The organism is Gorillibacterium timonense (assembly GCF_001457415.1).
GTDB lineage: Bacteria > Bacillota > Bacilli > Paenibacillales > NBRC-103111 > Gorillibacterium > Gorillibacterium timonense.
The window spans coordinates 219,362-232,889 of record NZ_LN881723.1 but is presented as its reverse complement, the minus strand read 5'-3'; the positions used below and the strand labels follow the sequence as shown (position 1 = coordinate 232,889).

8 protein-coding genes are annotated in these 13,528 nt (G+C 54.7%); all 8 read left to right on the top strand.

Going from position 1 to position 13,528, the window contains the following annotated elements; translation table 11 throughout:
* Positions 1-148: 148 nt before the first annotated feature.
* Positions 149-1,144 (top strand): ABC transporter permease, encoded by a 996-nt coding sequence (locus BN2684_RS08910; RefSeq protein WP_082651928.1) that lies wholly within the window; start codon positions 149-151, stop codon positions 1,142-1,144.
* Between the two features lie 12 nt (positions 1,145-1,156).
* Positions 1,157-2,044, top strand: a complete 888-nt coding sequence (locus BN2684_RS08905) for a carbohydrate ABC transporter permease (RefSeq protein ID WP_392389004.1) — start codon at positions 1,157-1,159, stop codon at positions 2,042-2,044.
* A 109-nt stretch (positions 2,045-2,153) separates the two neighbouring features.
* Positions 2,154-3,722 (top strand): ABC transporter substrate-binding protein, encoded by a 1,569-nt coding sequence (locus tag BN2684_RS08900; protein WP_058301824.1) that lies wholly within the window; start codon positions 2,154-2,156, stop codon positions 3,720-3,722.
* Between the two features lie 261 nt (positions 3,723-3,983).
* Entirely contained in the window at positions 3,984-5,786 is a 1,803-nt protein-coding gene (locus BN2684_RS08895) for a sensor histidine kinase (RefSeq protein WP_058301823.1), read from the top strand.
* Complete coding sequence (locus BN2684_RS08890; protein ID WP_058301822.1) at positions 5,779-7,347, top strand: response regulator transcription factor; 1,569 nt, start codon at positions 5,779-5,781, stop codon at positions 7,345-7,347. Before BN2684_RS08895 ends, BN2684_RS08890 begins: the two co-directional genes overlap by 8 nt.
* An 11-nt stretch (positions 7,348-7,358) precedes the next feature.
* The gene (locus BN2684_RS08885; RefSeq protein ID WP_058301821.1) at positions 7,359-11,195 is read left to right on the top strand and encodes a fibronectin type III domain-containing protein; all 3,837 of its coding nucleotides are present in this window, start codon (positions 7,359-7,361) and stop codon (positions 11,193-11,195) included.
* A 463-nt stretch (positions 11,196-11,658) separates the two neighbouring features.
* On the top strand, positions 11,659-12,570 hold the full coding sequence (spoIIGA, locus tag BN2684_RS08880; protein ID WP_316245509.1) for a sigma-E processing peptidase SpoIIGA: 912 nt from the start codon (positions 11,659-11,661) through the stop codon (positions 12,568-12,570).
* Positions 12,571-12,711: 141 nt separating this feature from the next.
* Positions 12,712-13,434, top strand: coding sequence for an RNA polymerase sporulation sigma factor SigE (gene sigE / locus BN2684_RS08875; RefSeq protein WP_058301819.1), 723 nt, complete (start codon positions 12,712-12,714; stop codon positions 13,432-13,434).
* Positions 13,435-13,528: the final 94 nt, after the last annotated feature.

The following is a 13,528-nucleotide window of genomic DNA, read 5'->3' as shown; positions in this document are numbered from 1 at the left end:
GACACCTGATCAAGGCGTAAGCCTTGATCAGGTGTCTTTTTCTATGCCATCGTTCAGGAAGAACCATAATTATGTCGTGCAGGCCTATAATTACATCCACGACTCCAAAGTGGATCATCTTCTATACTTGAAGCAAGGAGTTGAGGAGATGCAGAAAGTCGTCCACCCACAAGGAGCCGCTGAGCTAGAGAGAGCAAGCCGAGGTTTCCTTCGGAAAATCCCGGGAATCGGTCACGAGTTTCGAAAGAACAAAGTGCTATATTCTATGCTCATACCAGGTATCGCTCTGCTGCTCTTGTTCAGTTACCTTCCGATGTTCGGGGTTATCATTGCGTTCAAGGATATGCGGTACGGAGCTACGTTTCTCAAAAGTCTGCAGGACAGCCCCTGGATCGGGCTCGACAATTTCACCTTCTTTACCAGCACACCCGATGCCTGGCGAATTACCCGGAACACGCTTGGTTACAATTTTGTCTTCATCATTCTCGGGCTGATCGTCCCCATTACGATCTCCATCATGCTGTTCGAGCTGCTTCATAAGAAGATGGCCAAGTTCTATCAAAGCGTGATCTTCCTGCCGAACTTCCTATCGTGGGTTGTGGTCAGTTATGTCGTGTATGCGTTCCTTCATCCGACCAGCGGGTTTCTCAATAAGATGATCGAGCTCACGGGAGCGGATGCCATACCCTTCTATCAGGAACCGAAGTATTGGCCGTTCATCTTGGTGTTTATGAATCTCTGGAAGCATGCGGGCTACTCGGTCGTCATTTATCTGGCTGCTTTGTCGGGGATCGATGAGTCTTATTACGAAGCGGCGATGATCGACGGAGCAAGCAAATGGCAGCAGATTCGCAGCATCACTTTACCTCTGCTGGCGCCGATGATCTCCATCTTGACGATCATGGCGGTCGGACGGATTTTCTCAGCGGATTTCGGTCTCTTCTTCAACGTTCCGCTCAATCAAGGCAGCCTGAGAGAGACGACGGAAGTCATTGACACCTACGTCTATCATTCGCTCATGAACAGCGGCGATATCGGGCTCAGCTCCGCCGCGGGCCTCTATCAATCGGTTGTCGGCTTCATTCTGGTGCTGGGAGCGAACCTGTTCGCGAGAAAGATCGACGAAGATTATAAACTATTCTAGGAGATGGAGAACGTGGGATTAACGATATCCAAGAAAATGAACGCTGTCCTTCATCTGCTGCTCATGACGGTCGTCTTGATTTGCATCCTTCCCGTCATTCTCGTGATCTGCGTTTCCTTTACAGATGAGGGGACATTGAGAGAATACGGCTATCAATTTTTTGTCCGGCAGTTCAGTCTATCCTCCTACAAATTTATCTTTCAGGTGGGAGAGGGGATCGTTCAAGCGTACGGCGTCACCATCTTGGTCACGGTGGTTGGAACGTTGCTCAGCCTGCTTATCATCGCTATGTTCGCTTACCCGCTATCCCGGAAGGACTTGAAATACCGCAACAAGTTTATGTTCTTCCTGTTCTTCACGACCTTGTTCAACGGCGGCCTCGTATCCTGGTACCTGATCTGCACCCAATTTCTTCATCTGACCAATACCCTATGGGCGCTCGTCCTGCCTTATGTGATGAACGGCTTCTATGTCATCGTGCTGCGCACCTTTTTCTCCCAGAGCATTCCTGCGGAGCTGATCGAATCGGCCAAGATCGACGGGGCGGGTGAGCTGAGAACCTTCTTTCGGATCGTGCTGCCTCTGTCGCTGCCGGGTCTAGCGACCATCGCCATCTTCGCGGCGGTCGGCTTCTGGAACGATTATTTTCTGCCGCTCATGCTCATAACCGAGCCGCGCCTGTACAACCTGCAATATTTGATCTATCGGGTGATGACCAACATTCAATTCTTATCGGAAAATTCCGATAAATTGACGATGGCTCAAATTTCATATCAAGCTCCGAAGGAAAGCGCACGGATGGCGCTCGCCGTCATCACCATCGGACCGATCGTCGCCGTGTACCCTTGGCTGCAAAAGTATTTTATCAAAGGCCTCACCGTTGGAGCGGTGAAGGGCTGAGCTTTCGGCTTCTGCTATCGATGCGATAAGCACCATATGGAAATGGCTTCTACCGGCTTCATGCCGGGTAAGCATACATGACTTCATCACAACTTAGGGGGAAAACGAAGTGAAGAGCTCGTCTACCAAATTCGCTTGCACGCTGTTAACGCTCACGCTCGTCCTGTCCATGGTCGCCGGTTGCGGCGGCAAATCCGCAAGCAAGGCGTCGGAGCAGCCGAGCGCATCGAGCGGTGCGACAGCAGCGGCAACAGGAGCAACCGGTGTCGATGTATCGAAGCTGAAGCCGTATGAAATCAAATGGGTGATGGTCGGATCGGGTCAGCCCCGCGATACAGCCCGCATCGAAAAGCTTGCAAACGATTACTTAAAGGACAAAATCAACGCCACCATCGATCTCATGGTATTGGATTGGGGCAGCTGGGATGCGAAGACCAACGCGATGTTCTCCACCCGCGAGAAGTTCGATCTCATCTTCTCTCCTTCCTGGTGGGACCATGCCGGCAAAGCGAGAAAGGGGCTCTATTGGCCGATCTCCGAAGAGAACCTGACCCAATATGCTCCAAAGACGAAGGCTTTGTTCAAGCCGGACTTCTGGGAAGCGTCCAAGGTGGACGGCAAGCTATTCGCAATTCCCGGCAACAAGGACCGCGCACATGCCCGAGGTATCGTCTATCGCAAAGACATCGCGGAGAAGCTGAATCTGGATATGAGCGCAGTGAAGAGCTGGGCGGACATGAAGCCGATCTACGCAAAGGTTAAGGAATCCGGGTTGATCGATGGAATAGGCAAGCAGCCTCCGATGTATTCCGGGACCTTCAGCAAAGACAAGGAGCCTTACGAAATTTTGAGCTCGGGTACTCTTCTCGCCATGCCCAAGGACCCGAACGATAACAAGATCGTCTCCCTGTTTAACGAAGCTTACTTTGACGAGTATGCGACGATGATGCGCGACTACTACGATTCCGGTTATACCCGAAAGGATGCGCTGACTTCCCAAGACGACCAAATCAACCTGGGAACGGTGTTCTCAACCGAATTCCAGCTGAAGCCCGGCAAAGCCGACGAGCTTACGCAGGCGATGCATCAGTCCGGGCAGGTGGCGGCGGATGCCAAGTACGACCAAATCTATCTGACGGATTCGTATGTCGGCAACGACGATGTACTCGGCTCATCGCTTGCGATATCCAGCACCTCCGAGGATCCCGAACGAGTGTTGATGTTCTTGGAGCTGTTCTACAACGACAAATACCTGAACAATCTGCTCGTATTCGGTGAGGAAAACGTCGATTACACGAAGATCGATGACAACTTCATCAAGCTGATCCCGAACGCCGGCTATTCTCAAGCGGATGTGGCCTGGGAATACGGAAATCAATATTTGAACTATCTGATGGAAGGGGAAAACCCGGACAAGTGGAAGCTGTTCGACGAGTTCAACGAGACGGCCAAACCGGATAAAACCCTCGGCTTTCAATTTGACTCCTCCCCCGTTAAGCGCGAAATCGCTTCGGTCACGAATGTTTATAAGAACTACGAAGGCTTCTATTGGGGCACGATCGACCCGAAGGAAAAGCTTGCGGAATTCCGTTCCAAGCTGAAGGCGGCCGGTCTCGACAAAGTCATCGCAGAAGCCCAGAAGCAGTGGGATGACTATTCGGCTAAGAAGGGTAAGTAAATCGTGAGCGTCTGAGGAAAGGCAAGGAGACTTGAGTCGGCAGCGCCGTCGCAGGATATCCTTGCCTCCCTGTCCTGTTTGCGATCCACCACTTGCAGAGAGAAGGGAGGAGAGGCGGCGGGCTGTCACGAATACGTTCTTTAACGTGATCAAGAGAGTGTTTTAAACCGGATGCTAGATTGAACCTTGATCGGATGATGACCGTCCTTATCGTTCGTCTCAGCGGTTTGAACACACGCTCAAGCCCAAAGGAGAATGGGTATGCGATTCCATGAGAAGCTTGCCAAGCGAATGGGCTCCATGAAGATGCGTCAAAAGCTGATGCTGAGCTATCTGCTGATCTTTTTGCTGCCGGTAACCGTCATCGGGATCTATCTCGTTCGCAGCATGATAGACGTAGCGCTTGATTACACCATGCAGATTCACCGCAGCAATCTCGTTCAAATGAAGACGAATATCCGCAATGTGATCGATAAGTACGACCTGATCTCCGATGAGATTCTTTTGGATAAGAACTTGCTGGAATTCCTCAACCGGGATTATGCGGACGGAGCATTGACCCTTACGGAACGGTACCAGATGAGCTCTCTAACGGATCAATATTCCGCCAAGCTGATCGTATCCAGTCCGGAAGCTCGCTACCGGATTTATTCCGACGCGGTAAGCGGCTTGTCGTCGCCGCTCTTTTTCCACACCTCGGAAGAGGACCTCAAGTCCGACTGGTACAACGGAATCGTTCAAGCGCAGGGCTACAATGTGCTTGGTCCCGTCTTTTTCAACCAGGATCTGAATCGGCTCGAATTCACGCTTGGGCGGGTTTTGGTATCGGACATCAGCCATGGGGCGACGAATGTCCTTCGCATTGATATCCCGGAGAGCAGTCTCTCAGAATTTATGAAACAGGATCAGGGCAATGAGGAAGTCTACCTGTTCAACGGACAGGATCAACTGATCTCCTCGTCGGCGAACCGTAAATACATCGGCAAACACATGAGCGATATTCCGGGCTTTACCGATCGGATGCATACGGATCAAGGGCAGAAGCAGTCCTATTTGATCGCCGGGCTTGACAACAATCGGGAGCTCAAGGGCTGGAGACTGATCGTTCTTGTGTCGAACGAAAGCATCCTGCAGCAGATGAGTCGGGTGGTCGGCCGGAGCCTGACGGTGTACGTTGTATGCTTCCTAGTGGCCTTCGGGCTCATGCTGTTCTTCTCCAAGACGCTCTCGGAGCGATTAAAGCATTTGGTTCGCCATATGTCCGGCGTGCGGGAAGGCAGAATGGAAGTGACGGTGACGGACCTTCACAATGACGAGATCGGGGAGCTGAACCGGAGCTTCCGCAAGATGGTCGACCGGATCAACACCTTGATCCATGAAGGCTACGAGAAGGAAATCGGCATCAAGACCTTGATGCTGCAAAAAAGGGACGCCGAGCTGCATGCCCTGCAAAGCCAAATCAATCCGCATTTCCTGTTCAACACGATGGATGCGATCCGCATGCACCTCATCAAGAAAGGCGACCGGGAGACAGCCGACATCATCGGAAGCTTCGCCCGCTTGTTCCGAAACAGCCTCGATTGGTCCAGCAATCGGATTCCGCTCCGCCAAGAGCTCAGTTTTGCCGAATCCTACTTGAAGATCATCCAGTTCCGTAGAGGTCTGGAATACGTTATCGAGGTGGATGAACGGCTCTATGAAGTCGAAGTGCCGAAGTTCTCCCTGCAGCCCCTTGTGGAAAATGCCATCCAGCACGGAATCGAACGCGTCAAAACAGCGGGCCGCATCCGAATCACCGGAGTCATCGACGGGGATCGCGCGGTACTGTCCGTCATCGACAACGGGATCGGAATGACCGAAGAGGAGCTCCAACGGGTGCGCGGCAGAATCGAACGGCGTGAGCTTGGAGAGGACGGACGGGGCGTCGGGTTGATCAACGTCGTGGAACGGATCAAATCCTGCTTCGGAGAGGAATACGGGATGGAGCTGGAGAGTCGGCATCGGGAGGAAACCCGGGTGAGCCTTCGGATTCCCTATAGCAGCGGAGGGATGACAGATGTATAACGTTCTCGTTGTGGACGATGAAGAACGGATCACGGAAGGAATGGAGCTGCTGATTGACTGGAAGCAATTCGGTTTCCGAATCATCGGGACCGCCGGGGATGGCTTGACGGCGTTGGATTTCATGCAGAGGAATCCGGTAGACCTTCTGGTGACCGACATTCGCATGCCCGAAATGGACGGGCTTGAGCTCATCAACGCCCTTCGCAGCTCCGGCAGCCGGACGAGAGTGATGATTCTTAGCGGGTATGGTGACTTTCAATATGCCAAGAAGGCGATCGCGTACGGAGTCAACGATTATTTGCTGAAGCCGGTTGAGGTCGATGAGCTCGGTCGCTCGCTGCTGAAGCTGAAGTCGGAGTTGGACGAGGAGCGTAAGCTGCGCTTGGAAGAGCGGCAAACGCGGAATCTCGCTCGGGACAAAGTTCTGTCCGATTATACGGCAGGTGTGCTGAGCTCTTCCGAATTTCAGGGGTATGGCAGCCGTTGGGGAATTGCCTTGGAGGAGGAAGGCATTCGTATCGGCCTCGTAGAACTGACTCTCTTTCAAAAGCTGGCAAGCGACAGCCTGTATGATGCCATGCTGTATCGGTACGGCTTGCGCAACATGCTGGAGGAGACGCTCCAACAGCCGGGGCTTGGTTATGTCTATGAGGAAGCGGAGGGAATGATCGGGATCATCTTCCAGCCGGGGATGGATCAAGAGCGGGCGGAAGCGCTTCTGACCGGAGTTCTCCAAGCTGCCCGGCAATGGTTTCGTCAGGATGTCTTGATCGGAGTCGGTGATCCCGTACCAGTCGATAAGGCTCCCCTCAGCCGTAAACAAGCTTTGTATGTGCTGGAACGGAATGGGTCGCAAGCCCCCATCTGCTTCTATGACTCAAAGAACGGGCCGGATGAGCTCTTCTGGGATGTCCGCTGGAACAGCGATAGGCTGATTCAACGGATGGAGGAAGGCGATCTCGACAAGCTGGAGCAGGAAACCCGCGAGTTTGTCCGCGAGACGGAGACAAGACGTTTGCCGAAGCCGGTCGTGGAAGGCATCGTCTACAGCCTGTTCTCCAAAATCGGGCGTTTGATCAGCCGCTTCGAAGACAATCCCGCTCCCTTTCTCGCCAAGCTGGAACGGGAGTTCGAGGAACAGATCCGCTCCGGGCAGCCTCCTTTTACCGAGTGGTTTGCAGAGGCCATGTGCACAACCGGAAAGCACATATGCCTCCTCGCCAAGCAGAAGGAACCGGATCTCATTCAAGCGATCCTCCACTTCATAAACGGCCATTACTCTGAGAATCTGAGCTTGAAGCAAATCGCCGGGTTGTTCTACATGAACACGGCTTATCTCGGGCAGCTCTTCAAGCAGAAGACGGGGCAAAGCTTCAACGACTACTTGAACAAAACGCGGATATCGGCGGTCAAGAAGGAGCTCATGCAAAACCGGTATGCCGGGATGGAGAGCATCAACCGGGCGGGATTTCAGAATACCGAGCATTTCTACCGGCAGTTCAAACGCTATGAAGGCATCACGTTCAGCGAGTACAAGGATCGGCATCATCATACCACTTAGGAGGTTTCTCGATGAATAAGCGAATTCAACACGTGGTTATCGGAATCCTGATCATTTGCCTGGCGGCGGCCGGTATTCCTTTTGCGGGTGAAAGGGCGGCTGCGGCAGGCGCCTCCTCCGGTGTTTTGGAAGCGGATACATCCTATGAGTGGGGCACCGTACCGATGGGCGGCGGCGGTTATGTCACGGGTATGATCGCTCATCCTGCGGAGCCGGGACTCTATTATATCAAGACCGACGTTGGAGGCATGTACCGGTGGAACGCAGCGGACAGCTCCTGGGTGCCGCTGCTCAATCACGTAACCATGGCGGAGAAAAACCTGTACGGCGTAGACAGCATCGCCATCGACCCGTCCGATCCGGATGTGGTGTATGCCTCCGCCGGTAAATACGATTACTGGACGCCGAGCGATATCCTGAAATCGACGGACCGCGGGGAGACGTGGACCCGCACCGAGCTGAAGAACGGAACCGCGGATGTAAGAATGAACAGCAATGGGGACAACCGGGATGCCGGAGAACGCATCGCCGTCGATCCGAACAACAGCGCGATCGTCTACTTCGGGTCCCGGTTTGACGGGCTTTGGAAAAGCACGACAGCGGCAAGTCCGGGTTCCTGGACGAAGGTGACGGCGTTCCCCTCGACCGGAACGTCGCCTACCGGAATTACTTTCGTCGCGTTTGACAGGGCGTCTGGAACGAGCGGGACAAGCTCGTCTATCCTCTATGCCGCAGCCTGGGACAGCGGGTTATACAAGAGCAGCGATGCGGGTGCCACCTGGACGCTGATGAACGGAAGTCCGGTGAAGCCGATCCGCATCGCAATCGCCCCGGACGGAAGCTTGTATGTGACGCACACCGCAGGGGTGGCCAAGTATTCGGCGTCGACCTCTGCCTGGTCGAACATTACGCCTGCCGCTTCCCCGAACGTCCGATACACGGCGCTTGCTCTCGATCCCACCAATCCGTCCGTCTTGATGACGGCGACCAATAACGGGGGACACAATAACCCGATATACCGCTCAACCGACGGCGGAGCAACCTGGGCGGTCGTCCCGTATCACAAGGACCAGAGCGTTCCTTGGGCTCCGGGCTGGCACTGGTCCTCGGCAACGTCATCCATCGTCATCAATCCGTTTGACTCCAAGCAGGTTTGGTACACCGACTGGTACAATGCTTGGCGAACAGACGATATTACGGCGAGTCCCTCCACCTGGGTCAGCTATCCGAAGGGCCATGAAGAGATTGTAACCGTAAGCAACCTGACCAGTCCACCGAGCGGCAATGTCAAGCTGTTCAGCGGAGTCGCGGACGTCGGCGGCTTCGAGCACACATCTCTGGTGGCTCCTCCGGAGAAAACCTACTACACCAACAGTGGACTGACGTACATGCTGACTACAGGCGTCGACTTCCAGGAATCCAATCCGAACTTCGTCGTCCGGGTCGGAACGAACGGCTGGCAGGGCAGCGGCGACGGCGGATATTCCACCGATCAAGGCCAGACGTACACGAAATTTACCGGTAAGCCCTGGTCCACCGTATCTGGAGGGCGGGTCGCGGTATCCGCCACCAGCGAGACGATCGTGTGGCTTCCGAGGGGGTATGATGCCAAACCGCAGGTATCGACCGATCGGGGCGTAACGTGGACGTCATCGACTGGAGCGCCTTCCGGGGCTGTCGGAGGCGGCTCCAGCATCTTCAAATACAATCAGCCGCTCGCCTCGGACCGAGTGGACGGAGCCAAGTTCTACCTGTACAACAACGGCAAGTTTTACCTCAGCGACGATTCCGGATTGAATTGGTCCCAAGTCAATTCCAGCCTTCCCGTTAACGGAGAGAACCACAATGTTTACGCCGCACCGGGCATAGCTGGGGAGGTCTGGGTCAGTCTGGACCAGCAAGGCCTCTACCGATCCAGCAATGCCGGGACGACCTTCACCAAGCTGAGCGCCGTGAGCCGCGCTTTCCTGTTCGCCTTCGGGAAGAATGCGCCAGGACACTCCAATCCGGCTGTCTATGTCTATGGAACCGTGAACGGGACGGAGGGCATATTCCGCTCCGACGACATGGGGACAAGCTGGGTCAAGATCAGCTCCGATGATTACATTCCGGGCAATGACCCCAATATCATGGGTGCGGATCGGCAAGTGTTCGGACGGGTCTACGTTGGCACCAACGGCTCCGGCATTCTCTATGGCGAACCGGCAGGTTCTTCGGCCGGAGCCGATCGAGAAGCGCCAACCCCGCCGTCCGGTCTGACGGCTATGGCGATCGACGACAAGGAAATCGATCTCGCGTGGGGAGCGTCGACGGATCATGTCGGCATCGAATCGTATACCGTCTACAAGAACAATTCGGAGAAGCTCGGAACCGTTTCGAGCGGAACGTTCAGCTTCAAGGTGACGGGGCTGACCGCGAACACCGCCTACACCTTCACGGTGAAAGCGAAGGATGCCGAGGGACATTTTTCAACGTCCAGCAATCGCTTATCCGTCACAACCAACACGTACCCGAAAGAGCTGATGAAGAATCCGGGGTTCGAAGCGGATCTTACGAGCTGGAGCTTCGCTGCGGACAGCGGCTCCGTGGTCGCAAGCCCGGTTCACGGCGGAGCCAAGGCGCTCAAGGTCGAAGCGGGCAAGGGCGGGCAGCAGGCGGTCACCGGCTTCCAAGCGAACAAAGCCTATACCCTGTCCGCCTGGGGGAAGGCCGGCGCAGCCGGACAATCGACCAGCATTCAGGCTTGGGGTTCCGGCGTCAACAGCTCCTTGACCTTCACTTCCACGGAGTGGGAGTACAAGGAGCTCAAGTTCCTCACCCCTCCCGATATGAGCTGGCTGCAAATCAAGATCTACAACGGTGCAGGAGTCGGCTCGCCGTATTATATCGACGATATTTCCCTGCAGCTCGCGGCGACGGAATTTGAGCTGCCGAGCGTTCCTGCGAATCTTCAAGTCACTCAGCTCACAGATTCCGGCGTTCGCTTGGCTTGGGACGCATCTACAGACAATAGCGGCGTGGAAGGGTACGAAATCTATCAGGACAACATCCGTATCGGCTCCTCTGCGGAACCCTCTTATGCCGTTTCGAATCTGACGGCGAATACGCCCTATACGTTTACAGTCCGGGCAAAGGATACATCGTGGAACCTCTCTGACCCGAGTCAACCGCTTGAAACCGTCACGCTTCCTAGCGGCCCCAATCTGCTGAAAAACTCCGGCTTCGAGTCGGGAGCCAGCAATTGGAGCTTGTCGAATGCAACGGTTGTGGCGGGAGTCTATCATTCCGGCAATGCCTCGCTGCGGGTAAATCCGTCTGCCAATGGGCAGCAGGGGATAAGCAATCTGCTCCCGAACACGACCTATACGCTGAGCGCCTGGGGAAAAGCGACGGTGGGAGGCAGTCCGAACCTGTATGTGCAGGGACTGAGCGTTCCTTCGCTCACCTTTACCGGAGCCGAATTTGAATTCAAGTCGGTTACATTTACGACCTCGGCTGCCGTCTCCTGGATCGGCATCAAGTTTGCCAATGGAGGCTCGGCGGAAGGGTATTTGGACGACGTTCAGCTCATTGTTCAGGACACGACCGCTCCGACTGCTCCCGGAACGCCGTCAGCTTCCGTCCTGCAAGCTGGTTCGGTGCAGGTAGTCTGGTCGGCCGCCTCCGATGCGAACGGGGTCACCCGATATGTCATCTATGACAATGGGCTGGAGATCGGGACTACGAAGACGACTTCCTTCACGGTCTTGGGGCTTTCGCCGGGTTCTCACGTTTTTACAGTCGTTGCACAGGATGCGTCCGGTAATGCGTCGGAATCCAGTGGAACGACAGCTGTTGAGTTGAATTAACGAAATCCAGCTTGCTTGATTAAGATCGATAAACCAACAAGGCTGCCCTTCGTCATCGTTCGTGACGAATCGGCAGCCTTGTTCTTGCTTGGTGGAGCTGGGGAGATGCGTGTGGATAGTCAGGTTCTGAAGCAGCGGTCGGGCGGGCTTTCTGCTTGTATGGCCGGTTATCATCCCAGCAGCTCATCTTCCGAATCTGCACCGGCAGGATAATCCGGCTCCACATACGGTTCCACATACGGCTCACGGTCCTCCTCGTAGTACATCTTCCTCTTCACCTCCTCGAGTGGGTTCATGATCAGGATACCTGGCTTCCGTACGCTGGAGATCAACGGAAGGTCAACCTTATGTCAATTTCGAAGAGCGGAGTCTCGACAAAAAAACAGCCGGACGCGCGGCATATTCAGACAGACTTTGAGGGGGGGCTGGCTTATACTAGGTTCATCCTGCACAGCGGGGAAGGATGGTCGTGGTCGTCTATGTCGATCTGCTTTTCCTGATCAATCTTCTGATTGACGGAGCCTTGCTTCTGGTCACCGCCTGGACCATGAAATCCGCTTATCGGCTTTGGCGCCTGCTAGCGGCTGCCGCACTCGGCGCTTTGTACGTTGTGCTGATCGTCTTCCCAAGCGTTTCCTTCCTCTATTCGTTTGCAGTCAAGGCGATGATTTCGCTTGCGATGATTGGGATCGCATTCGGCTACGGAGGGCTCGGCCGGTACCTCCGTCATCTGGGGACGTTCTATCTGGTGAATTTTGCGGTTGCCGGCGGTGTATTCGCTTTATCCTATGTCATGCTGTCGTCGGATGATCTTATGAACGGCATTTTATTCTCCCGGCTTGGAGGGATGTCGTTCTCATCCGGGCTGCTTGGGGTTTTGCTTTGTTTTTTTCTCTGGTTGTTCTACCGCATCTTTCAGTCCGCGCGAATCCGGCAGCAGGTAGACTCGCATCTAGCAGAAGTTCAGGTCGAGCTCGGCGGGCATTCCTATCGCTGCATGGGGCTGGTGGATACGGGCAATCAGTTGTATGACCCGCTGACGCGCATTCCCGTGATGATCATCGAAGCGGCGGAATGGTCGGAGGTCATCCCCGAAGCCTGGCTGAAGCGAATTCGATCCTCGGAAGCGGACCGGATCATTTCCGCTATCGGAGAAGGCGATTTTCCTTGGCAGGATCGGCTGCGTCTCGTTCCGTATCGCGGCGTGAACCGGGGAACCCAGTTTTTGCTCGCTCTGAAGCCGGATCGAGTTGTCGTGCGCTATCAGGATCAAGATTGGGAGACCGCCCGAGTTCTTGTTGGCTTGGACGGGGGGAAGTTGAGCGCGGACGGCTCTTACCGGGCGATCATTCATCCGATGCTGCTGGAGGCATGAACGATTCGAACGTTGCTCATCCGCTCGATCGGCTCCCGGGTCGGTCGTAACCGAATGCCGGTATGGGGCTGGCATTCATTCCGTACCGCTCATCGCTCCATCCATCACTATTCCATCACTATACTACGGGAGGAAACTGCTATGCTGTTGAAGTGGAAAATGCAGCTGTTGTTGAACTACTACCGTCTTTTGCTGCTGCTCGGATTGAAATCGAATGAAATCTATTATATTGGGGGCAGCGAGGCTTTGCCGCCTCCCTTAACGAGGGAAGAAGAGGAATATTTGCTGCAAAAGCTGCCGAGCGGCGACGCGGCGATCCGCGCCATGCTGATCGAGCGCAACCTGCGGCTTGTCGTTTATATCGCCCGCAAGTTCGAAAATACGGGCATCAACATCGAGGATCTTGTCTCCATCGGCGCGATCGGCTTGATTAAAGCCGTGAATACGTTCGATCCGGAAAAGAAGATCAAGCTTGCCACCTATGCCTCGAGGTGCATCGAGAATGAGATCCTCATGTATCTGCGCCGCAACAGCAAAGTGCGGACGGAGGTTTCGTTCGATGAACCTCTTAATATCGACTGGGACGGCAATGAGCTCCTGCTGTCGGATGTCCTCGGAACGGAGAACGACACCATCTACCGCAACATCGAGGAGCAAGTGGACCGCAAGCTGCTCCACAAAGCGCTTGAGAAGCTTTCGGATCGGGAGCGGACCATCATGGAGCTGCGCTTCGGGCTGACGGACGGAGAAGAGAAGACCCAGAAGGATGTGGCGGATCTGCTCGGCATTTCGCAGTCCTACATTTCCCGCTTGGAGAAACGCATCATCAAGCGGCTGCGCAAGGAATTCAACAAGATGGTATGAAGGAGAAAGCGCCTGGTGATCCGCACCGCCTTTTCACCTGATTTCGTTCGCTTTCCAGAACCTGGATGAACCGCATAAAATGCCCTTCCCGGGA